A 23,086-nucleotide genomic window follows, 5' to 3' on the forward strand; every position below is an offset into this window, starting at 1 on the left:
CTGCCGATTCAAAGCTTCACGGGGCCTTGGTTGTTTGCAGGCAACCCTTCGTGCTGCTGCTGAATACTGTCAGTCAGAAGATTATATATTTCCAACCACTGTGTATGCCCGGCCAGCGCGGCCCGGTGCCGGTTGAGAGTAGGCGTATCGTGGCGGGCGGCCGGGCCGGTCTGCACCGCGAAAGGGGGATAGGCCAGGGCTTTTTCTACGGTTTCCTGCAGCAGTGGTCCCAGTAGCGCCAGTGGCAGCGCCTGCTGCTGCAGCAGCGCGTGGCTGATACCGAGTAGATGATTGGTGAAGTTGCAGGCAAATACGGCCGCTATATGAATGGACTGACGCTGGGGCGTGCCGACTCGCTGCACGCTGCGGCTCAGGGTAGCGCCCAGGGCCAGCAGAAGCGCCTCTGCGGCCGGTTCGGTGGCTTCTATACATAGTGGCACCGTCTGCCAGTCTACGTCCCGCCCCTGGCTGAATGTCTGCAACGGGTAGAATACACCCCCACGCACTTCCGGGCAACCCGAAAACACGCTCAAAGGAACCGTACCGGAAGTATGCGCGACCAAGGCATTGGCCGGAAAGTGTGCCTGCGCAAGCAAAACCGGAATGGCAGCGTCGGGCACGGCCAGCAGGTAGACATCAGCCGCGGGCAGGCTGGCCATATCGAGGGAAGACAGCACTTGCGCGCCGGGCAGCAGGGCAGCCAGCGCTTCAGCCGATGCCATAGTGCGGCTCCAGATATGCACCACTTGGTGCCCGGCCTGAACCAAGGCTGGCCCAAGCTGACTGGCAACCCGACCGGCTCCCAGCAGAACCACGCGCAACGAAGAGGTAAGGGACGGTGTCATTGGCAGAACTCAGAAATCAGAAGCAGCAAAGTAACCGGCCACAACTAGTTTTGACGCCATGTTGCGGGCAGTTCTCAGAGAAATTGAACAACTTGTGTCCGGTAAAACCCCGTCAAAACATTGCAGGGGCCGAATATTTGCCATTTTCCACCCATAAACTCCATTCATTTTCAACAACTTTACCCTTTCCGATGAAAAATTCTTACACTGCCCCCTGGCGTAAGCTGGCGCTGACGGCCCTGCTGGGCCTTGGCTCTACAGGTGCCTTCGCTCAGGCCCTTAACTACACGGCGGCCAACGCCCGAAACCTGGCCGGCACGTACACCGACCTCGGTACCAGTGGCTCGGTTATCACCACGGCTAACACGGATGCAGCCAACTCGGCGGCTACTCCCATCGGCTTCAGCTTTACCTTCAACGGGACGGCCTTCACGGAATTCACGCTGAATACCAACGGCCTCATCAAGCTGGGTAACACGCCTGTTTCTGACCCGACTGTTACGAACTACGTAGCAGCCACCGACCTGAACATTGTGGCCCCAGCCGGCGGCATTGACCTGGTTGGCGCAGCTAACCAAACTACTTCGCCTACGGAATACCGTGTGTTTACAAGCGGCACCGCTGGTAGCCGGGTTTGCACCATTCAGTTTGAGAACGTAGCTGATAAGCCGGTAGCGGGTGCTTCGCAGTTCGCAACCATGCAGTTCCAGATTAAGCTCTACGAAACCAGCAATACAATTGAGTTTGTATACGGTGCTTGGACGGCCGGCACGGCCACGCCAATTGGCCTGGGCTTCCTGGTAGGTCTGAAAGGTTCCAGCTCGGCTTTCGCCGACCGTCTGTTTGCCCAGAAGGCATCGAGCGCCACAGCTTGGACGACAACTGTATTTGCGCAAGAGTCGGGCGGACTGATTCCCTCCCACTTCGTGCGGAACACGTTCCTGCCTGATGCTGGCCGCACGTACCGCTTCACGTCGCCTACTTGCCTAGCACCTACTGGCGTAACCTTCACCAACACGACTACGACCGGTACGACTGTCAACTTTACGGCTCCTACCAACGGTACTGGTTACACGATTATTTACGGCGCGCCTGGTTTTAACCCTGCTTCGGCCGGCACGACCGTTACTACCCCATCTTCGCCCTACACATTCACTGGTCTGACGGCTTCAACCTCTTACCAGCTTTACATCCGTGCTAACTGCGGTGCGACTGACCAAAGCTCGTTAGCTGGTCCGTTCACTTTCTCGACGACTTGCACGGCTCCTATCATCAATACGTTCCCGTACACCGAGAACTTTGATGGTGTACCTACCGGCACGCTGCCTTGCGGCTTCACGGTTGCTAATACCAACGGTGACTCCGTTACATGGCGCAACCGCGCTACCGTTCCGGGTGCTACCGGCCCGATTGTAATTTCCGCGTCGTCGCCTAACGCCATGACCTATTATTACAATGAGGATGCTACCACTGCTGCAAACGACTGGTTCTTCACGCCAGCGCTGTTCCTGCGTCAGGGTGGTACCTACAAGCTGTCCTTCCAATACCGCAACTCAGGCGCTAACTTCCCTGAGAGCATGGAAGTGAAGTACGGCAACGCGGCTACGGTAGCCGGCCAGACCACTACCCTGTGGACGAACCGAGCCATTGCTACTACTGCCTTCACCACGGCCAACGAAACCAGCACTCCGGCTGTAGCTAACATTACCCCTGCTACCACGGGCAACTACTACATTGGCTTCCATGTCAACAGCCCCGCTGACCAGTTCTTCCTGGCAATCGACAATCTGAGCATTGCCGGTATCCTGGGTACTTCTTCGGCACTGAACAAAGCCGTTTCGATGTTCCCGAACCCTTCTACGGGTATGGTAACGCTGGACGTGCGCGGTGCCAACGCCAAGAACAACCTGCAGGTAAGCGTAATGAACATGCTGGGCCAGACCGTACACACGGCTTCGCTGAAGGATAACTTCGAGAACCAGCTCAACCTCTCGAGCCTGGCCAACGGTGTGTACCTGCTGAAGGTGCAGACCGGCTCGGACTTCACGACCCGTCAGCTCACCATCGCCAAGTAAGTTTTCTTACTTCGCAACAAAAAAAGGGCAGCCAGTGTGGCTGCCCTTTTTTCGTGCTACAGTTCGTTGGGTGGGCTTCTGTTTTGCTATCAGCACATGGTAGCCGGCTTACGTTGGTAGTCCCTTATTATCATTTCAAACCACCGTGAAACTCACTGGATAACCAGCAGGTAAGGGAACTACGCGTCGTCAGGGCACTATACAAACTGTTGCGCCAGTACTGCTAGTTCTGCTTCAAAGAAGATCCGTATATCTGTTGTATGCGCCTACAGGCAGCGGCACTATCGGGAAAGCAAGCCTAGTAAAAAAGCCTATTTCTGCTAGCAGAAATAGGCTTTTTTACTATCACTCGTTCGTAAGGAAGCAGTGATTATGCTACCGGCTCGGGGTGTACTTGGGTGGCAGTACGGCTACGCTGCGGCGCAGCAGCCGGCACAGCAGCTTCTTTGCGGCTGCCTTTGCGCAGGGCCAGCCCGAAGCCAACCGCCATCAGCAGCGTGCCACTCCAGAGCAAATTGATAAAGGGCTTCTCCACGGCTTTCAGGATGATATAATCCTTCTGCGTGGTGCTGATGCCGAACGTAAACTTGCCGACCGTTGGATCTACGGAGTTGAGCGAGATGCGCAGGCCAAGGTCTTCGATTTCGTCGGGGACGCGACCTATCATCTTGTTGCGCACTACAAACACGGGATGCACATGGTACTGCTTCTTCTCCCCGAATACCAGCATATCCGCCTGAATAGCCAGGTCACCTTTGGCAAGGCCGAGGCCGGCGGTTTCCTTAGCAGGCTCCACGCCCCGGAACACGGCAAAATAATCATTGAGAAAAATGGTATCCCCAACCGACAGTTGGCTTTCCTTCACCTCACTCCAGTCTTTCTCCTTAGTGGGGTCAGGCACGGAGCTGATGTGAGAATAGATGTCGTGGTCGAGGAATTTCTTGATGTCGGGTGAAGCCAGCAGGCCACCCATTTCCTCGTTTACCTGCGCCCGTGGGTACAGAGTGAAGGCGTTGCCGGTTTCACGGTCCTTGTACTCGACGCGGTAATAGGTGTTTTCGGGCAGAATTTCGACAGTGTCGCCGGCTTTGTAGTACACCTTTTCTTCGCGCTTGATTTCGGCCCGGGCCAGCGCCTTGTACTCATCGGCCGTGCGGAAGAGCAGGTCCTTGTTGACGTAGCCGGGCACGCCGGGCACATCAAAATACTGGCCGGTATAGCTCACATCGTACTGGCCCATGGGCGTCGCGTCGTTGCGCCACAGCAGCACGTTGTCGCGGTTCAGGTCTTCCGGAAACTCTTTCGAGTACACCAGGCCCGATACGTTCTTAGAAATAATGTTGGAGTAGCCGGCCGAGCCCAGGATACCCAGCAGCATCAGCGCAATACCCAAGTGCGCCACCGCGCCACCCGACAGCTTCACGCGGCGCAGAATCAGTTGCGAAATGGTACTGATGTTCGCCAGTACGCCGAACAGCGCCGCTGTCAGCAGCACAATGTAAGTAGGCTGAATTTCGAGGTCGTTGTAGCGGAGGAGCAGAATAACCAGCGCCGCGCCCAGCAGCGTCAGCACGGTAGGCGTGCCCAGCGCATTGGTCAGCGTAGACTTGTCGTTGCGCTGCCACCACATCAGCTGGGCCAAGCCCGACAGCAGCGCAACGCCCACGCCCATCCAGAGCTGGATTTTGGTGAAGTGCGCAATCTGGTCGGCGGGCAGGGCCATGTTGGATTTGATGCCGATGAAGCCCAGAAACGCATTGTAGACCGGAATGCTGGTCGTCACGAGCACCTGGAAAGCGCCCAGGCACAGCACCGTAGCACCCACAAACACCCACAACTCAGGATTGTAGGTGGTCAGCTCCTTCTCTGATATCGGAATAGATTTCCAGCGGTATACGAGCAGAGCAATGGCCAGCACCACGAAAGCGCCAAGGTAAATCATGAGCTGCCCGGATAGACCCAGGTCGGTGAAGGAGTGCACGGAAGCATTACCCAGCACGCCAGAACGGGTCAGGAAGGTAGCGTAGAGAATCAGCAGAAAAGTGGTGATTACCAGCACAAACCCAGTACGCAGCGCCGTACGGCGCTGCTGCCACAGCACCAGCGCATGGATACCGGCCACCAGCACCAGCCACGGAATGTACACGGCATTTTCTACCGGGTCCCAGTTCCAGTAGCCGCCGAAGTTCAGCGTTTCATAGGCCCAGTAAGCGCCCATCATGATGCCTACTCCCAGCACCAGACCGCCCCACAGGCTCCAGCGCAGCGCGGGCTTCACCCACTTGCTGAACTCGCCTTTCCAGAGGCCAGCAATGGCAAACGCAAACGGCACCAGCGTGAGGGCAAAACCCAGGAACAGCGTGGGCGGGTGAATCACCATCCAGTAGTTCTGGAGCAGTGCGTTCAGGCCCGTGCCATCCGTAGGCACGAAATCGGGGTTCATCTTGAACACCGGCAGATCCACGAGGAAGTCGCGAAGCAGAATAAACGGCGACGAACCGATTTTCACGCCTCCGAATACTACGCCCAGAATCATGGACGTCAGGAAAAGCTGTACGCCGGCAAAAATGGCCATTACCGGAGCTTCCCAAAGCTTGTTCCAGCGCATGATGGCCAGACCCAGCACTACATGCCAGAAAATCCAGAGCAAGAAGCTGCCCTCCTGCCCTTCCCAGAAGCAGGAAATCATGTAGTACACCGGCAGGTGGTTGCTGGAGTGGCTCCAGGCATAGTAGTACTCGTAGCGGTGCCCGTGGATGATGCCGAACAGACACACAATGACGCTCAGCACCGCCACGCCATGCAGCAGAAACGCGCCGCGGCCCAGCCGCAGCCACGCAGCATCCGCCTGGCCCAGAGGCTGGTTGCGGGCGGCCATATAGTAGGAATACGCCGCCACGGTGGCCGCCACGAAAGCCACAATTACGCTTAGGTGCCCGGCGTCGCCGATGAAAGTGTTGAGCATTTCTTTTAAGTGCTAACTGTCATGCTGAGCTTGCCGAAGCATCTCGCCTGCAGTGGTAATCAATTACTCTGGCGACGTCAGCGGGAGAGATGCTTCGGCAAGCTCAGCATGACGCGCTATTCCCTTCTAGTTCACAGCCGCCGTAGCCCCTTTGATGTCCTTCTCTACATATTTAGAAGGGCACTTGAGCAGAATTTTGTCGGCCACGAAGATGTCCTTGCGCATGGCTCCCGTAATCACCACCTGTTCCGATTTGTCGAAATCCTGCGGCTTGGGATTGAAGTAGATGACGCGCTGGGCAATGCGGTTGGTATCAACCAGCGTGAAGGCAAAGTAGTTGGGGTCGAGTACGGGGTTATACTCCAGGCCCAGGATGTTTTTCTGCCCGTCGCGGGGCAGACGGCCCACTACGTGCACTTTGGTAAGGTTGCCTTCAGCAGCCCGCTCGCGGGCTTCCTTGAAGGAAACGTACACGCTGGCGTCGCCGGCGGCGCTCATGATGATGCCAATGGCAACCGCAATAACAGCAATGGCAAGAATGTGTGCTTTTTTCATGGGTGTGCAACAGGTGGCCTTAGTGGGCAGGGCAGTCAGAACAACAGAAACGCGCGGAAAAATCCGAAGAATGCGAGAAGAAGGGGATGATTTATATCAGCTTCAATTTCTGCGGCCAAGCCGCTAATCTTTCAGCTCCCGCTCTAGGCGGCTTACCTTCTTATCCAAAGAAACCAGCAGCGCCAAAAGCCCCGCCAGCACCACCGAAATGACAGCCACTACCACGTAGATTTTGCCGTCGGCCCGGAAGGCATCGGCCATTTCGGGCGAGTCGTCGGCGGTAGATTGAGCGGCGGCGTGCAGCAGGGGCAGCACCAGCGCCAGCAGAAGCAGAAATGCCCGGCGGAGGTTAGGCAAGCTGTTTTTCATACACTTTGAGTTTGAGCAGAGAAATGCGGCTGGCTACCTGAGCCAGCCAGAACGCCAGTAGCGTCCAGCCAATAACGGCCGGATAGAATACCGCCCGCATGGCATCATCAAGGTCGTATTTGGCGAAGGCCGGGTTGCCGCCTGCGCCAGGATGCAACGAATCGGTGAGGCGCGGCAGAATATAGAACAACGGCATAGCCGTGGCGAAAGCGAAGATGTTGTAGATGGCCGAAATGCGAGCCCGCTGCTGCTCATCGGTGAAGGAGGAGCGCAACACCAGGTAGGCCCCATAAATCAGCATAGCAATGGCCGCACCGTTGAGCTTGGGGTCGTTGGTCCACCAGGTGCCCCAGGTATAACGGGCCCAGATGCTGCCCGTCGCCAGCCCTACCACGCCCATCAGAATCCCGATTCGGGCCGACTCATAGGACTGAATATCCAGCTCCGGCGTAGGGTTGCGCAGGTAGCGGATAGAGTAATACACCGAGGCAATCAGGATGAAGGTCATCCCAAACCACATCGGCACATGGAAGTACAGGTTGCGGATGGTTTCGTTGAGAATAGCCAGCCGCGGCACTGGCACCAGCAGCCCAGCTACTCCTGTATAGAGCAGCAGTACTACCGTCAGCGCCTTCCACCAGTTTTTCTTCATATGCTAGGGTATCAACTTAGGAGTTAGGGCTTTGTTGGCCGCCGACGGCTGTTTTGGAAGTCGAAAACTGAAAACCGAATGAGTACAGCCAACAATTAGCTTCGCCACAGAAAAGGAAACAACAGGTACGATACCGCCGCCACAATCATGTTGAGGGCTACAAGCGTGAGCAAGGAGCTTTGACTGGCTTCAAACTCTAGCCCATCCAGCGCATTCTTGGAGACTTTGATAAGCAGCAGCAGCATCGGAATCATGAGCGGAAAGCCCAGCACGGCCATCAGCGTGTTGCTGTTGGTGGCTTTGGCCGCAATACCCGATACCAGCGTGAGCGTGGAAGCAAAGCCCAGCGCCCCTAGCGCCACATTGCCCACAAACAGCGGCACATTCTGCACGGGGTTGCCCAGAATAAGCAGATACAGGCCCAGCCCGGCCAGTGCAAGGCCCAGCAGCAACAGCGCGTTGTAGGCTATTTTGGCCAGAATCACGGCCTGAGGCCGAACCAGAGTGTAGTAATACAGCATCCGGCCGCGGCTTTCCTGCAAAAACCCTTTGGCCACGGCATTCACCGCCGAGAAGAGCAGTATGATCCAGAATAACGCGTTCCAGGCCGGTGCGGGCGGGATGCCGCCGCGCAATGAAAAGCTCAGGTAGCACACGAATACCGTGCTGCCCACGTAGAGCAGCATGCCGTTGAGAGCCGCGCGCTGCCGCCATTCTAGGCGGAAGTCTTTGAGCATCAATGTCCAAATCTCACAAAGGAGCAACACGGCAACAGGGCTGGTGAACAGGACCGCAAAGATACAACCCAACTCCCGGATTAGCAGGCCTCCGCCAAACACAAAGCGCCACGACCTGTCAGGCCGTGGCGCTTTGCGTCTGAACAGTGCGTATGGCTACTCTACCAGCAGCTTGCCAGTAGCTACTGACTGGCCCTGCGTAAGGCGGTATGCATACAAGCCTGGCGCTACAGAACGGACATCAAGTGCCACCTGCCCGGCAGCCGGCACCATATTTCGGCTGGCTACGGCGCGGCCCAGCGCATCCAGCAGTTGCACCTCTACCGCACCAGCACCCGGAACGCGGAACGTAACGGCAGTATGCGCCGGATTAGGATACGCCTGCACGGCCAGCAACGCAGGAGCACGAGTAGCCAGTGGCTGCAGAAACGGTTGGAACGTCACGAGGCCCAGCGCCGCTTGGTCGGGCTGATGGAAGATGTGGGTTTCGATAACCGTAGCCGAAGCGGAACCCCAGTCGTTGTTTTTGGCATTCACGGCGTCGGGGCCGTTGTTGTAGAAATCGTACACCACGCCGCCGTTGCCGTTGTTCACGAACCGGTTGCGGCCGACATCAGTGGTATCGGTGCTGCCGGGGTTGCCGAAGCTGATGGCCGGGCTGCCCACCGTCCCGGTCCGAATGAGCGTCACGCCCCAGAGGTTGCCCGTCACGATGTTGCGGCTCACGACGCCGGTCTGGGTCTGGTTGCCCTGGAAGTTGAGGCCGCTGCCGCCGGTCTGGGCGTTGGGGTTGGTATTGTTGTTCTCCACGATATTGCCCGTCACGAAGCTCGAAATGCTGGAGCCGATGACGGCAATACCGTAGCGGTTGTTGCGCACCGTGTTGCGCCGGATGATGGCCCGCGTCACGTTGCTGCCGCCTAGCAAATTCGAGACGCCGATGCCACCCGCCATGTTGGTAGCTGGATTGCCTACTACCAGGCACCGCTCAATCAGAATAGGCTGGGCCGGGTCGCCGGTGCCCAGGTTCACCTGCGGATAGTTGCCATTTTCGGTGTCGTTGTGCCAGAATATGCAGTCCTGGATGGTGGGCGACGTAGGCCGGTTGGAAGGCGAATTAATACCCGCACGGGCGTTGCGCACAAAGCGGCAGCGCTGCACCAGGGCCCGGTTGCCGGACAGGGCCAGCCCGGCGCTGTTGGTCAGGCGGCCACCTACTGTGGAGAGGTTGTTGCGGAACGTGCAGTCCGAAAATTCAACGGCAGCATCTACTACCCGCACCCCGCCGCCGCGCTCCACTACCATCCGGCGCAGCACCGAGCCGGCGCTGGTAGCACTTAGCTGCATACCCATCCAGGGAGTAGCCGCGTTCTGGGCCGTAAACACGACCGAATCGGGCGGGGTGATGCGCAATACGCCATCCACGCTCATCAGGGCGCGGTCGGCTACCCGAACGGTTTCGTTGGTGGTGATGCTCAGCGTATCGGTCGGCGCCAGCCGAATCGTGTCGGTGATGGTCCAGATGCCGGCGGCCTGGGTTACGTAGCCACCCGAAGCGGCAGCCAGCTGCGTGAGCGTGTAGCGCCGGCCGGTGCCGGGTGTGCTGTACTGCGCTTCGGAACGCAGCACCGGCGTAGCCAGCCACGTCATCAGCAACACGAGTAAGGTCTTTTTCATAGCAGCAAGAGGTGAGGTGAAGAAAGGAGGTAGCTCTAAACGACGTAAAAAAGCCATCCGGGTTGTCCGGATGGCTCTTTACTTAGGCGTGTGATGCTCGTAACGCGCTGTTTTTCTTGCGCCGGCGCTAGAAGTCGTAGCCCAGCGTGAAGTAGAATTTCGGTCCTTTCTGCACGTAGTCTTCCTGGCCCCAGGCCACATCTGCTTTGCCATAGAATCCCAGCAGGGTGCTCCGGACGCCAAAGCCGTAGCCAATCAGCAGCGGGTTGCGGAAGTTGATAACAGTAGCGGAAAATGCGTTTCCACTGCCTCCTACCACCTTCGTGTTGAACGAGTTATTCTCGTTAAATGGGTTGTTGCCGGAGTAAGCGGAGCCGGCGTCGCCGAAGGCCGTGAGCTGCAGGTTCCGGAAGAAGCCCGAGTAGATAGGCTTATTTGATAGGTACTGCACAATGGGCACCCGCAGCTCGGAGTTGAAGAGCACATAACGCGGCCCTACCCGCTTGCTGTAATTGAAGCCCCGCAGGTTGGTCACAAACTGCTGGTAGAATATTTCGGTTGGGTCGGCGAAAGGGGTAGTGGAGGATAGCAGCTGAGAGTCTTCATAGTCGTTGCCTATCCAGTTGTCCATGCCGCCCAGGCGGAAAAACTGCTTTTGCTTGCCGATAAACTGCCCGTAGCTGGCGCGGTTGGCCCAGATAATCTGGCGGTGAATCTTCTGATAGTGGCGCAGATCGATGTAGATTTTGCCAAAATCCTGATTGCCTTCCTTCAGGCTGTTCAGCTGCAACAGGCCGATTTTCATCCGGGTGCCTTCCAACATGTTCACGCCCGTCGTCACGGCGTTGTCGAACACCAGTTCCCCATTAGCTCCCAGGTACTGGCGGTCAATATCGAGGGTACCGGAAAGCTCATCAAATACATTACGCGACACCGTGACGAAGCGCGGGCCGCCACGCACACTCAGGTTATGCGTGAGCGGATAGGCAACAGTCGGCGCAATTTCGTGCCGGGCAAAGCGCAGGCGGCCCGCTCCGCGGATATCGAAGAAGTACGCCTGCTTATCGTAGCGGATGCTCCAGTCGTAGCGGTGCTTGAGGTTGGTGTACTCCGCAAATATGTTGCTGGTGCGCAGGTCAGTCAGCGCGAAAATACCTCCCCGGAAGCGGTGGTCCTCAAACAGATCCGACATGTTTACCTGCCCAATCAGGCCCAGGCCCAGCAAGGGGTCGGAGTACAGCGACGACACCACATTGTCAATGCTGAAGCGCGTGTCGTAGCGGAAGGGGCCGGCGGGCGCCTGGTTGGCAGCTGCCAGTGGCGCCGAAGCTGCCGGGGCGGCTACTACCGGTGTGGTACGGTTCCGGCGGTTGGTAGCGGCCCGGTCGGCGGGCAGATCCTCGTCAAATTGGTAGTCACTGGTATTGATGGGCGTGTTGGCCGTTTGAGCCGGGCGTTCCACCTGCTGAATCTGAGTTTCCGAGGTGGTTTGCGCAGGCGCAGGCGTTACTGGCGGAGCAATGGGTGCGGCCTTGGCTGCGGCCGGTTTGGAGCGGTCCTCCAGCGTCTCCTGGCGCGCTGTTTTAGACAGCACCAGGTTTTCGGGCAGCACATAGCCCGGATACAGGTATACAAAGTCGCGGGCCCGGTTGGCCGCCACAAAGCCCAGCGTATTGGTAGTGGCGTTGTAGTCGAAATCCTTCAGGCTGGCGCGGAAGCTGCTTACGGCCGTGCGCTGCTTGGTACGCAACGAATAGCGGTATACACTTCGGATGCCGCTTTCCTCACCCAGATATACAATTTCATCGTCGGAAATTGCGCGTGGACGGCCTTCGTTGGAAATAGTGCTTACCAGTAGTTCCACCGGCTGGGCACGTCCGTCGAGGTGGTACAGGAACAGGTCGTAGTTGTTCACCACGCCTCCAAAGCTACCGCGCGCAGTACCCGCCGAGTCGAGCCAGCGGTTGGAGCTGAACACCACGGCGTTTCCTCCCGGCAGGAAAGAAGGCTGAATGTCGTCGAAAACGTCGTTGGTGAGCTTTTCGGGGCGTCGGCTGCCAGCGCGCAGCACGTACAGGTCGCCCTGCCCGTTTGCCACACCGCTAAACACCAGCGACTTGCCATCGGGCGAGTAGCTCAGGTCCAGAATCTGCTGGAAAGGCTCGAAAATGGTAGAGGCTTTGTCGCGGCCGAAGGGCAGCGTTTCTCCCAGCCGGGCAAACAGGCCGGCGGCGCCCCCGTCGGCGGGGCGTACCCGCAGGCTCATCAGGCCTTTCTCCATTTCCGCCACGGCTACCTGGCCATTGCCGCGCCACGCCAGCACCGGCAGCCGGTTTTCTACCTGCTGGCCCGGTGTTTTGTAGCCGCCCCGGTGAATGGTGCGCCGGCCCGACCCGTCGCGGTTGGCTACCAGTACCTGGTAGCGGCCCCGGTCGTTGCTCACGTAGGCCAGCTGCTGCCCGTTGGGGCTCAGGACTGGTTGTGAGTAGAGAATGTTTTTGCGGTTGTTGCCGGTAAGCGCCTTGGCGTCGTCCACTTCGGCCAGCGGCGTCAGGGGCTGGGCGTTCAGCTGCCGATAATACGCTACCCAGTCGCGCAGAAATACCTTGTAGGGTACATTCAGCGAAGAGCTGATGCCCACTTCCACGTCGCGGGTGATGCGCGTCAGGTTCAGAATGTTCTGGATAGTGGTATAGCCGTAGCGCTCCGCCACATAGTTCCAGAGGCTTTGGCCGGCCAGCTGCGGGTTGCGCAGGAAGAACGGCGCCGTGCGGTTGCCATCATATTCCTGGGTCATGTCGCGCATGTAGTCGTCCATTTTCACGCTCCAGCCTTCGGCGGCATACGCCGAGGCCCCGCCCACAAACCAGTCGGGCAGCTGCAGCAGGTAGGTGCTCTGGATGACTTCCTTCAGCGAGCCACCATACATCATGTCGTTGAGCAGCACGCGCGTTACCTGGTAGCTCAGGTCACGCTTAAACTCTGTCTGCTCGCCTTGGAAGGCAATCTGTACCTTGCTCATGCGTAGCAGGTCCGTTTCGCCCCCGGTCTGGTACTTGTCCTGGTCCAGCCCGATGTTGCTCTGCCGCAGGTCGCCCACGGAATTGTAGAGCATCACCGTGGTTTTGGAGTAGGGATAGTAGCCGACCAGCGCCGTAATGCGCTGCAACTCCTTTTCCACGTACTCGGCGGCGCGCCGGGCGGCTACGTCGCCGCCACCATAGTAGTAGATGTTGAAGTTCTGGGTGCTGAGCAGCTGCCAGTCGAATTTCTTGTACTGGATGCGGACCCGCCCGAACGACTCCTGTGATGTCTGGGCCTGCGCCGCGCTGCCAGCCAGCAGCAGCACAGACAGCGCAGCGCCCAGCACCGGACGGCTTTGCGCTGCTGACCACCGAAAAAAGGATACGTGCTTCATAGCAAAATCAGTAAGCCAAAGGCGGCCCGCCTGGTGTCGGGTCGTCGTGTTCAGGATGGAAAACCGACAGCCGACGGGGCCGCCTGATACAACGCCTGGTAGCGTTTAATATTGACCTCGGGCCACAACGCAGCCTCCGGGTGTTCGAGGTGGTCGGCGAGCAGGGCGGCCAGCCGGGGAGCCAGCATCACGCCCTTCGAGCCGAAGCCGTTGAATATACTCACTACCGGCACTTCCGGATGCCGCCCCAGCAGCGGTTTCCGGTCGCGCACGGCCGGCCGCACTCCGGCACGCTGGGCGCGCACCGTAAAGGGCAGGCTGGTAGTGGCGGCCAGGCGCTGGCTCAGCTCCGTGCAGGCCTCGGGCGTAGTACCGGCTGCAAACGGCGGCCAGCGGTAGGTGGCCCCCACCCTGAACTGCCCTTCACTGAGCGGCACCACATACGCTCCTTTGTTGAGCACCTGGGCCTGCGACAGACCCGGACACTCAACATCCAGCACTTCGCCTTGGTTGGGCGTCAGGGGTAACCAGTGAAAAAACGGATTTTGCGTAGCGGCGGCACCTTCACAGCAAACCAGCTGCCGTGCGCGCACACGTCCTGCATACGTAACTCCCGTCGGGCCGGTAACGAGTTGCTGCCAGTCAAAAGTTTCGTGTTGCAGTAGCCCATTCTCGAGGCTTTCTGCTGCCAGGGCCGCCAGCAACTCACGCAGCCGCACATAGCCGCCGCGCCGGATGCACAAGCCACCGAACTCATTTAGTATGCCGGATGGCGTTGGCAGTTCAGCACCCGCATTTTCCACAAAGTCCTGCCAGGGCTTGTCGGCGCTGCGGGCCAGCATCGTGTTCTGCTCCGCCACCGACGAAAACAGCTTCCAGATAGGGAGCTGTACAAAAAACTGCTCCCCAAAATGCGCCTCCATCTCGCCGTACAGCTGGCTGGCTGCTGTCAGCAGCTCATCAGCACGCCAGGCCAGCGCGAACCGCTTGCCCGCCACTGGGTTCATCAGGCCGGCAGCTACATTGGAAGCCGAGTCGGGATTGGGTGCATCTAGGACCAGCACATTACGGCCGCGCCGGCGCAGTTCCCAGGCCAGCGTGGCGCCGGCGATGCCGTGGCCCAGAATCAGGTAGTCGTATTCTTGCATGATGGCTGGCAAGGTAAGCGGAAAGCGGCAACAACACTCCGGAGAGGAAAGGACCCGAAAATGCCGGAAATGGTGGCAGCGGGCTTTCAATCAACAACAATAAGACTCGTAACTTACCACCCGGTTCCCTTCGGCTACGGCCGGTTTGTCTTTTTTTCTCTTCGCATGACCGTTTCTGGTTTCACGTTCAACGCATTTTCTGAAAACACCTACCTGCTACACGATGCCACGGGCCAATGCGTGGTGGTAGACCCCGGCTGCTACGACCGGGCTGAGCAGCAGGCCCTGCAGGAATTTATTGCGGCTAATAAGCTAGAAGTGGTGCTTCTACTGAATACGCACTGCCACATCGACCATGTGTTCGGCAACCAGTTTATTATCAATACTTATAAAGTACCTTTTCTGATTCATGAGGCCGACCTGGCCACGTTGCGGGCCGTACCCACATACGCGCCCAGCTATGGTTTCCCGCACTACGCTCCTGCCGAGCCAACCGGATTCCTGACACCGGGTGCGCCGGTGCGCTTCGGTGAAACAGAGTTGGAAGTGCGTTTTGCGCCGGGCCACGCCCCCGGCCATGTGGTGTTTTACCACGCTCCCACCAAAACCGTCATCGGGGGCGACGTGCTGTTTCAGGGGAGCATCGGCCGCACCGACCTGCCCGGCGGCGACTACGCCACGCTCATCAGCAGCATCAAAACGCAGCTCCTCACCCTTCCCGACGACGTGACGGTATATGCTGGCCACGGCCCGGCCACTACCATCGGGGCAGAGCGCCGCTCCAATCCATTCCTGAACTAGATTTCCGGCATTCTTGCCTGCGCTGCTCCTTTGTTGGTTGCGCAAAATCTGAAGCCTTCAAGTTTTTAATCGGTGAAAAAACACCTTCCTAACGCGCTGACCTGCCTCAACCTGCTGTGTGGCTGCGTGTCGCTGAGCATCATTCTGGCCTACGATTCGGCTTCAGCCCTGGCCGCTTCCTCGGGTAACTGGCAGCCGCTGGTACAGGCAGCCTACCTCATTGGCATTGCCGCCGTGGCCGATTTCTTCGATGGATTGGTGGCGCGGGCGCTGCACGTATCGTCACCGATTGGCAAAGACCTCGACTCGCTGGCCGATATGGTGTCGTTTGGCGTGGTGCCGGGCGCTATTCTGTTCAAGCTGCTCCAGCAGGTACTGCCAGCAGCCGGCCTGCCCACTGTTCTAGCCTACCTGGCCTTCGTGGTGAGCATTTTCTCGGCACTGCGGCTGGCCAAGTTCAACAACGACACCCGCCAGTCCGATTCGTTTATCGGGCTGCCTACCCCGGCCTGCACGCTGCTGGTAGCCTCGCTGCCGCTCATCCTGGCCCACGACTCTTTCGGTGTTTCAGGCATTATTCTCAATCCCTGGCTACTGCTGGGCTTGTCGGGGCTGCTGTCGGGGCTGCTGGTAGCGGAAATCCCGCTTTTTGCGCTCAAGTTCAAAAATCTGCGCTGGCAAGACAATTCGGTGCGCTTCGTGTTTCTGTTACTGTCAGTGGCTCTGCTGGCAGGCTTGCAGGCAGCCGCCATTCCGCTCATCGTTTTGCTGTATGTGCTGCTGTCGGTGCTGCGGCCATCTGTGGGATGATTTTTGTGGTACTGCATTACAATATTTGCATACACAGAGAGTTAAACTAACTACTAGGCAGTGAACCCCCACCCGCGCCAGTGTGTTGCAGGGCCACTACCAGTCTGTTTAAACTCTCTATTGAACACACCTCTATGCGCTACTTTACGCTTCTGGTAGCTAGTTGCTGCCTGCTGCTAAGCTTTTCCTCTTCGGTTTGGGCGCAGGACAGTCGCCAGTCGGTTGTGAAGAAGCTAAGCTGGGCTGGCACGGAGGAAATTCCGGGGCCTGACCGCCGCCTGCACCGCGTACCTATTTTCACCGGCATGCAGCACCGCAGCGGTTCGTTGCAGGGCTATGCTGTTATTTCAGTACCCGGTACCGTGGCAGATGGGCAGGTTCGCAATGCTGTGTACGAAGCTTTTTCTGCCGCCGAGCTAGCACTGCTGCGTGGGTTTCTCCCTGCTTCCGCTACGCCGGAAGTGTTTGAGCGCACGCAGCGCGGCCAGCCCGTTACGCTGGTGCTGGTACCGGCTATGCGGCGCAGCCCAAAGAGCGGACAAATCGAAAAGCTGGTTTCCTTCGAGTACAGCTACCTTCCTAGCGCGCCTACTGTACGCCGGGGTCAGCAAATCAATTATGCCGCCCATTCGGTGCTTGCTACTGGCACCTGGTACAAGGTGGGCGTCGACCGGAGCGGTATCTTTAAGCTAGACCGAGGCACGCTTTCGGCTATGGGCCTTGATGTACAGAACCTGGATCCGGCCCGCCTGCAGGTTTTTGGCAACGCAACCGGCATGCTGCCCCAGGCCATCAGTACGCGCCGCCCCGACGACCTCGTGGAAAATGCGGTGTACTTCTCCGGCGACAACAACACGACGCTGGATGCCAACGAGTACTTCCTGTTTTATGCCCGGGGCCCGCACGTGTGGGAGCCCGACACGGCCCGTAATGCCCGCCGTTTCCGCCACGTACAGCACCTCTACTCCGATACGGCATACTATTTCGTGACGGTGGCTGCGCCGCCCCGCACCGGCCGCCGCGTGGCACCTGCGCCGGCTGCCGGCGTGGCCAATGCGCCGGCTATTGCGCAATACACGGCCCGCTGGTTCTGGGAGCATGATTTGGTAAACTTGGCCAAATCAGGCCGTCAGTGGCTGGGCGAAGGCTTCAATCCAGGTACACCGCAGAACTTTCCCACCGACCTGACTGATATAGTGGCTGGCTCTACGGTGCAGATTACGTCGTCAGTTGCCGGAGCTACCAACGCCAACGACCAGCATTCCTTCCGCTTGTCAGTCAACGGTACTACTCTCACGCAGCCGCTGCCTACCGTTTCGCAGTCGGACCACCCGGAGTATGCGGCTACCAGCCTCCGCACCTTCTCGTACGTTCCACCAGCTTCCATTTCGTCGCTGAGTGTGGGCCTCACGTATTTGGGCGGTTCCAATGCTAAAGGCTACCTCGATTATCTGGAGGTGAGTGCGCTGCGGCCTTTGCGGCTTACCGGGTCTTCGCTGGAGTTTCGCTCGTTCGACAATCTGAATTCGGGCTCGGTCAGCCCTTTTACCTTGGCGGGCAGCAACACCAGCACGCAGGTATGGGAAGTCACCAACCCACGTCGGCCCCGCTCCTACGCGCTGAACGCCTCGGGTTCGTTCACAGCTCCCACCGACTCTCTGCGCGAGTTTGTCGCCTTTAATCCCAGTGGTTCTTTCAGCTCTCCCCGCAGCTTTGGCCGGGTTGCCAACCAGGATCTGCACGGCACCCTAAACCCGGCGCACGATGTGGACCTCGTTATAGTGACGCATCCCACTTTCCGGGCAGAAGCGCAGCGCCTGGCCAACTGGCGCACCAGCCACGACCGTCTGAAAGTAGCGGTAGTTACCACTTCGCAGGTTTACAATGAGTTTGGCGGCGGCGGCCAGGATGTTTCGGCTATCCGCGACATGATGAAGATGGTTTATGACCAGCGCGACTCGCCACGCCGCAACCAGTATTTGCTGCTCTTCGGTGATGCTTCCTACGATTACAAATCCAAGCCCAGCAACCTCAACAATACCGCGAATCTGCCTGCCGATTGGTGGTCGAAACGCTCCCCCAACCGCGCCGACGAAATAGCGCAGAACTACGTGCCCACGTATGAGTCGCGCGAGTCGTTTGCGCAGATCTACGGCCGTGCCGATGGTTTCGGCCCGCAGACGTTCTGCTCCGATGACTATTTCGGCATTCTGGATGAAGGCGAGGGTGAGTGGAGCGAAATCAGTGCACCCGGCGAATTAATGGATGTAGGGGTAGGCCGTTTGCCGGTGCGGGCACCTAGTGGTTCACCGTACTCGGCCACGCAGGCCACAGAAGTAGTAGACAAGCTGATTGCTTATGATTCCCGCTCGGCAACCGGAAAATGGCGCAACCGCCTCACATTCGTAGCCGACGACCAAGATGGTAGCTCGCACGTCACGGGGTCTGCCGAGCCCTTTTCGGCGCAACTCGTCCGCGAGTATCCGCAGTTCAACCTCCGCAAGGTATACCTCGATATGTATCCGCAGGTAAATGCGGCCGGTGGTGAACAGTCCCCGGACTGTAATCGGGCCCTGGACGAGTCATTTGAGCAGGGTTCTCTTATCATCAACTACAACGGCCACGGCGGACCGGCCAGCCTTGCGCAGGAACAGATTCTGACCAAAGCCACCATCACGGGCCTGCAGAATCAGAACAAGCTCACGTTCATGGTAACCGGCACCTGCGACTTCAGCACCTATGACGACCCGGAACGAACCTCGGCTGGCGAAATGATGCTGACAGATACCAAAGCCGGTGCCGCCGGTTTGTACACCACTACCCGGCTCGTATTCTCTACTTCCGCTACGGAATTGGTGCCTAATTTCCTGGATTCGGTGCTGACATACAGAAGCGGCATGCCTACCCGCTTGGGCGACGCGACCCTGTATTCCAAAAACTCCGGGGCCAGCGTCCTCAACCGCAACTACGTGCTCCTCGGCGACCCCAGTGCCCGCCTCGCCCGCCCGGATGTAGCCATGACGCTGGATTCGCTTAACGGTCGGACGCTCAGCGGTACTGTTTCAGATACCCTGAAAGCACTATCCCTGGTGCGTCTTTCGGGTTCGGTCCGTACCGGCACTGATATTAACTCTGCTATCAACTCCAGCTTCTCGGGAATTGCGCAGGTTACGGTGTATGAAAAGCCCACTACAGTAACCACTCTCGCCACTTCGCCCGAGGATGTCCGGCTAAACATTCAGGTGCAGGAAGGTATCATTTATGACGGCCAGGCCACCGTCACCAACGGGCGCTTCTCCGTACGGTTTGTGGTGCCCCGCGACATCAACTACAACGTCGGGCTTGGCAAAGTAAGCCTGTATGCATCCAACAGCAGCGGCGAAGTCGTAGATGCCCATGGCTACCGCAGTGTGCCGGTTGGGGCGGCCAGCAACATCATTGCACTCGATACCATTCCGCCGCGCATTACGCTGTTCATGGACAATGAGAAGTTCGTGTTTGGTGGCCTGACCAGCCCGAGCCCGACGCTTATTGCTAACCTGTTCGACGAAAGCGGCATCAACACAACTGGCTCTGGGATTGGCCACGAAATCACCGCCACTCTCGACAACGACCCCACCAAGCTCACCATTCTGAATTCGTTCTACACGGCCCAGACCAACGATTATCAGAAAGGCACCGTCAACTACGGTTTCAAGGACCTGAGCACTGGCCCGCACGTGCTGCATCTGAAAGCCTGGGATACCTATAATAACTCCGCCGTACGCGACATCGAGTTCATTGCCGCTACCACCGATAAGCTGGCCCTGAGCCACGTGCTGAACTACCCGAACCCCTTCGCCTCGAACACCACGTTCCACTTTGACCACAACCGCCCTAATGATGTGCTCGATGTGCAGGTACAGATTTTCACGGTTTCGGGCCGCCTGGTACGCACATTGGAGGCCACCGTCAACAGTGGGGCTTCGCACGTGCCGGCCAACTACTCCGATCCGTCGCTTTCTTGGAACGGCCGCGACGAATACAACGACCAGCTGGCCCGCGGCGTGTACGTGTACCGGGTCAGCGTACGTTCTCAGAACGATAAGTCGACCACCTCGAAATTCGAAAAACTGGTTATCCTGAATTAACCAAGGCATTTTTGGCCTACCTTCCCGCCTTCTTCACCCTCCCTTTCTATGATCGTTCTGAAGCTGCCTGTGCGTTTTGCGCTGCTTTCCGGATTTATCGGCCTGCCGCTGATTGGTGCGGCCCAAACCAACCCGAACACGCTGACGACGGCCGTTCCCATTCTCACCATCAGCCCCGATTCGCGCTCTGCTGCCCTTGGTGAGGCTGGTGTTGCAACCTCGCCCGATGCCAATGCCGGCTACCACAACGCGGGCAAGCTAGGCTTTATTAATACGCAGTACAGTGTGTCGCCGTCTTATTCGCCGTGGCTGCGCAGCGTCACCGACGACATGGGCTTGGCCTACCTTTCCGGCACCGCCAAAATCGGGCAGCGCTCCGCCATTTCGGCTTCGCTGATGTATTTCGACCTCGGCACCATTTCTTTCCGCGACGATTTCAACGTATCGAAAGGCGACTACAACCCGAAGGAATATGCCTTCAGCGTAGCCTACGGCCAAAAACTCACCGACAACTTCGGCGTTGGCGTAGCGGCCCGCTACATCCGCTCCAACCTCACCGGCAACAGCAGCGGTACCGACTCCCGCCCCGGCAATGCCGCCGCTGTCGATTTGGGAGCCTACTACAACAAGGACCTATCCATCGGCGCCTCCGATTATAACCTGGGTCTGGGCGCTACCATCACCAACATCGGCAACAAAATCACCTACACTAACGCTAACCAGGCCGACTTTCTGCCTACGCGCTTAAAGCTGGGCTTTGCGCTTACGCGGGAGTTGGATGCTTATAATAAGCTTACACTGACGGTAGACGGTGCTAAGCTTCTCACGCCAAGTCCTTATTATATCGAGGGCGACACGTTGGGCAAGCTCAAATCAATCCGGGCCGAAAACCTTGCCCGGCGCAACAAAGGCGTCGTAGGGGCTGCACTAGGCTCGTTCACGGATGCCCCCGGCGGATTTAGCGAGGAATTGCGCGAAGTCAACCTCTCAGCTGGCGTAGAGTACACCTACAATGACTTGCTGATGGCTCGTGTCGGCTATTTCTATGAGTCGCCCGTAAAAGGTGACCGGCAATACCTGAGCTTCGGCCTCGGGGTACGCTACCAGGTCTTCGGCGTCGATGGCGCTTACTTGGTACCGAACTCACGAGCCAATCCGCTAGCCCAAACCATTCGGGTATCACTGCATTTCAACTTCAACAAACTCGAAGAAGCCTTCGGCGACGGAAACACCGACGCCCCTGTCAACTAATCTTTTCCTGATGCTCGACCGTCAAGTCGCTCCTCCCGTTCAGCCGCTGGCCAGTGTAACGCTGCCCGCGGCTGACGTGTTTTCGCTCCCTAACGGAGCCCGCCTGCATGTTCTCCGCAACGATGCCCAGCCAGTCGTGCGCCTGCAAATCGTATTCAAGGCCGGCAAATGGTATGAGCCTGCACCCGGCATTTCGCTGCTCACGGCCCGTATGCTGCTGGAAGGCACCACCACCCGCACCGCCCGCCAGATTGCCGATGAGGTAGCCTTCTACGGAGCTTCCCTGGAGTGTGAGCAGGGCTTCGACAGAGCCACGCTCACACTCTACTGCCTGACGCGGCACCTGCCTAAACTGCTTCCTCTGATCCAGGACGTAGTAACAGCCCCAATTTTCCCGGTTCCCGAACTGGAGCAACTCAAAACGCGGACTATCCAGAACGTGCGGGTAGAACGCCAGAAGACCAGCTATCTCGCCTCTGAGCGGTTCTCTCACAACCTGTATGGAGCACACTATCCGTATGGCAACGTGTTCGATGAGCAACTCTTCTCGCTGATTTCACAGTCGGCTGTGCAGGCGTACTATCACACCAACTACGCGCTGAGCCAGGCAGATATTTTTATCTGTGGTGATATTCCCCAGGAGCATGAGACACTTGTAACGGAGCTTTTTGGTCAATCAACTCCAGCTACCACGGCTTCTCCTTCTACCAGCCAGGCACTGCACGAACCAGTAAGCGGCCCTCTTCAGTACTATGTATCCGTTACCGACAGTATCCAATCATCCCTCCGAATCGGAAGGTTATGGCCTACTCTCGACCACGCTGATACACATCGTCTTCAGTTGCTGGTGAAGGTCCTGGGCGGCTATTTTGGGTCGCGCCTCATGAAAAATATCCGCGAGGACAAAGGATTCACCTACGGGATTTATGCCAGCATCAGCCCACGTGAACATGCTAGCTCATTCGTTATTGGTACCGATGTCAACGCCAACAGTGCAGATGCCGCTATCAAGGAAATTCAGTACGAGCTACGGGTGTTGCAGCACGAGCTTATTCCCGCCGATGAGTTGCAAACCGTCAAAAACTACATGACGGGCAAATTTGCGAACGAACTCAGTACCGTGTTCGAGCAGTGCGACAAATACAAAAGCATTGTCTTCTTCGGTTTGCCAGCTAATTACTACGCTACCTTTATTGAACAAGTCAACCAAACCAGTGCGGAGCAATTGTTGTCTCTCGCTCAACACTATTTGTCTCCAGAGAAGATGCTGGAAGTAATAGCCGGTCCCAAACTATAGGTTCACAATGCATAGTCAAAAGAAAAGGCAACTGTTAATTACAGTTGCCTTTTCTTTTGACTATGCATATGCATTACAGCCAGCTGCCATGCAGGCTGCCCCCCTCCGTTCGATGCGGAGCCCTTCCCTCTCCTGAAGTCTGGAGGCGGAGCGGCCGTTGCGGGCCGGGCAGGGGGTGGGGGCTGGGCGGGGGGGAGTAAACGGACGTCGCCCCTGGCCGCGGCTTCCGGGGAGGGAAGCGTGCAGCCAGGGGCGACGGGCGAATACAGTAAGGTTGGCGGCGACCGACTCTCCCACCGATGAAGGCAGTACCATAGGCGCTCCGGGGCTTAACGACTCTGTTCGGAATGGGAAGA

15 protein-coding genes and 1 rRNA gene are annotated in these 23,086 nt (G+C 58.0%); 6 read left to right on the plus strand and 10 right to left on the minus strand.

The window, feature by feature from the left end; genetic code table 11:
- Window positions 1–8 precede the first annotated feature (8 nt).
- Entirely contained in the window at window positions 9–845 is an 837-nt protein-coding gene (locus IC231_RS13445) for a Rossmann-like and DUF2520 domain-containing protein (protein ID WP_190784979.1), read from the minus strand.
- Window positions 846–1,036: 191 nt separating this feature from the next.
- Here IC231_RS13445 and IC231_RS13450 point away from each other — a divergent pair, with 191 nt between their 5' ends.
- Complete coding sequence (locus tag IC231_RS13450) at window positions 1,037–2,920, plus strand: T9SS type A sorting domain-containing protein (protein ID WP_190784980.1); 1,884 nt, start codon at window positions 1,037–1,039, stop codon at window positions 2,918–2,920.
- Between the two features lie 370 nt (window positions 2,921–3,290).
- On the opposite strand, the gene ccsA is transcribed toward IC231_RS13450, so the two are convergent.
- The 8 genes from ccsA to IC231_RS13490 all read right to left on the minus strand — a co-directional run bounded on the left by ccsA (window position 3,291) and on the right by IC231_RS13490 (window position 14,441).
- Window positions 3,291–5,885, minus strand: a complete 2,595-nt coding sequence (gene ccsA, locus IC231_RS13455; RefSeq protein WP_190784981.1) for a cytochrome c biogenesis protein CcsA — start codon at window positions 5,883–5,885, stop codon at window positions 3,291–3,293.
- Between the two features lie 126 nt (window positions 5,886–6,011).
- Window positions 6,012–6,440: a cytochrome c maturation protein CcmE domain-containing protein gene (locus IC231_RS13460; RefSeq protein ID WP_190784982.1), complete on the minus strand. Its 429-nt coding sequence runs from the start codon at window positions 6,438–6,440 to the stop codon at window positions 6,012–6,014.
- Window positions 6,441–6,563: 123 nt separating this feature from the next.
- Window positions 6,564–6,809, minus strand: a complete 246-nt coding sequence (locus tag IC231_RS13465) for a CcmD family protein (protein WP_211539051.1) — start codon at window positions 6,807–6,809, stop codon at window positions 6,564–6,566.
- Entirely contained in the window at window positions 6,790–7,461 is a 672-nt protein-coding gene (locus tag IC231_RS13470; RefSeq protein WP_190784983.1) for a cytochrome c biogenesis protein, read from the minus strand. The genes IC231_RS13465 and IC231_RS13470 overlap by 20 nt, the downstream gene beginning before the upstream one ends.
- Window positions 7,462–7,556: 95 nt before the next feature.
- Window positions 7,557–8,198, minus strand: coding sequence for a heme exporter protein CcmB (locus tag IC231_RS13475; RefSeq protein WP_190784984.1), 642 nt, complete (start codon window positions 8,196–8,198; stop codon window positions 7,557–7,559).
- 156 nt (window positions 8,199–8,354) lie between these two features.
- A complete protein-coding gene (locus tag IC231_RS13480) occupies window positions 8,355–9,875 on the minus strand; it encodes a T9SS type A sorting domain-containing protein (protein ID WP_190784985.1) in 1,521 nt (506 codons plus the stop codon).
- Window positions 9,876–10,002: 127 nt separating this feature from the next.
- Entirely contained in the window at window positions 10,003–13,293 is a 3,291-nt protein-coding gene (locus IC231_RS13485; protein WP_190784986.1) for a PD40 domain-containing protein, read from the minus strand.
- A 50-nt stretch (window positions 13,294–13,343) separates the two neighbouring features.
- On the minus strand, window positions 13,344–14,441 hold the full coding sequence (locus IC231_RS13490) for an NAD(P)/FAD-dependent oxidoreductase (protein ID WP_190784987.1): 1,098 nt from the start codon (window positions 14,439–14,441) through the stop codon (window positions 13,344–13,346).
- 165 nt (window positions 14,442–14,606) lie between these two features.
- On the opposite strand from IC231_RS13490, the gene IC231_RS13495 reads away from it, so the two are divergent.
- The 5 genes from IC231_RS13495 (at window position 14,607) to IC231_RS13515 (ending at window position 22,730) form a co-directional block, all read left to right on the plus strand.
- On the plus strand, window positions 14,607–15,242 hold the full coding sequence (locus IC231_RS13495) for an MBL fold metallo-hydrolase (RefSeq protein ID WP_190784988.1): 636 nt from the start codon (window positions 14,607–14,609) through the stop codon (window positions 15,240–15,242).
- A gap of 72 nt (window positions 15,243–15,314) precedes the next feature.
- Window positions 15,315–16,052, plus strand: coding sequence for a CDP-alcohol phosphatidyltransferase family protein (locus IC231_RS13500; RefSeq protein WP_190784989.1), 738 nt, complete (start codon window positions 15,315–15,317; stop codon window positions 16,050–16,052).
- 134 nt (window positions 16,053–16,186) lie between these two features.
- Entirely contained in the window at window positions 16,187–20,182 is a 3,996-nt protein-coding gene (porU, locus tag IC231_RS13505) for a type IX secretion system sortase PorU (RefSeq protein ID WP_190784990.1), read from the plus strand.
- Window positions 20,183–20,230: 48 nt separating this feature from the next.
- Window positions 20,231–21,433 (plus strand): type IX secretion system outer membrane channel protein PorV, encoded by a 1,203-nt coding sequence (gene porV / locus IC231_RS13510; protein WP_190784991.1) that lies wholly within the window; start codon window positions 20,231–20,233, stop codon window positions 21,431–21,433.
- Between the two features lie 10 nt (window positions 21,434–21,443).
- Entirely contained in the window at window positions 21,444–22,730 is a 1,287-nt protein-coding gene (locus IC231_RS13515) for a M16 family metallopeptidase (protein ID WP_190784992.1), read from the plus strand.
- A 272-nt stretch (window positions 22,731–23,002) separates the two neighbouring features.
- Here IC231_RS13515 and rrf read toward each other — a convergent pair.
- A 5S ribosomal RNA gene (gene rrf / locus IC231_RS20475) occupies window positions 23,003–23,086 on the minus strand; the annotation flags it as partial.

This window comes from Hymenobacter duratus, from assembly GCF_014698995.1.
GTDB lineage: Bacteria > Bacteroidota > Bacteroidia > Cytophagales > Hymenobacteraceae > Hymenobacter > Hymenobacter duratus.

Excerpts from the sequence above, each read along its gene's own strand:
- IC231_RS13445 (WP_190784979.1), bottom strand. The coding sequence starts at position 845 with ATGACACCGTCCCTTACCTCTTCGTTGCGCGTGGTTCTGCTGGGAGCC.
- IC231_RS13450 (WP_190784980.1), top strand. The coding sequence starts at position 1,037 with ATGAAAAATTCTTACACTGCCCCCTGGCGTAAGCTGGCGCTGACGGCC.
- ccsA (WP_190784981.1), bottom strand. The coding sequence starts at position 5,885 with ATGCTCAACACTTTCATCGGCGACGCCGGGCACCTAAGCGTAATTGTG.
- IC231_RS13460 (WP_190784982.1), bottom strand. The coding sequence starts at position 6,440 with ATGAAAAAAGCACACATTCTTGCCATTGCTGTTATTGCGGTTGCCATT.
- IC231_RS13465 (WP_211539051.1), bottom strand. The coding sequence starts at position 6,809 with ATGAAAAACAGCTTGCCTAACCTCCGCCGGGCATTTCTGCTTCTGCTG.
- IC231_RS13470 (WP_190784983.1), bottom strand. The coding sequence starts at position 7,461 with ATGAAGAAAAACTGGTGGAAGGCGCTGACGGTAGTACTGCTGCTCTAT.
- IC231_RS13475 (WP_190784984.1), bottom strand. The coding sequence starts at position 8,198 with ATGCTCAAAGACTTCCGCCTAGAATGGCGGCAGCGCGCGGCTCTCAAC.
- IC231_RS13480 (WP_190784985.1), bottom strand. The coding sequence starts at position 9,875 with ATGAAAAAGACCTTACTCGTGTTGCTGATGACGTGGCTGGCTACGCCG.
- IC231_RS13485 (WP_190784986.1), bottom strand. The coding sequence starts at position 13,293 with ATGAAGCACGTATCCTTTTTTCGGTGGTCAGCAGCGCAAAGCCGTCCG.
- IC231_RS13490 (WP_190784987.1), bottom strand. The coding sequence starts at position 14,441 with ATGCAAGAATACGACTACCTGATTCTGGGCCACGGCATCGCCGGCGCC.
- IC231_RS13495 (WP_190784988.1), top strand. The coding sequence starts at position 14,607 with ATGACCGTTTCTGGTTTCACGTTCAACGCATTTTCTGAAAACACCTAC.
- porU (WP_190784990.1), top strand. The coding sequence starts at position 16,187 with ATGCGCTACTTTACGCTTCTGGTAGCTAGTTGCTGCCTGCTGCTAAGC.
- porV (WP_190784991.1), top strand. The coding sequence starts at position 20,231 with ATGATCGTTCTGAAGCTGCCTGTGCGTTTTGCGCTGCTTTCCGGATTT.
- IC231_RS13515 (WP_190784992.1), top strand. The coding sequence starts at position 21,444 with ATGCTCGACCGTCAAGTCGCTCCTCCCGTTCAGCCGCTGGCCAGTGTA.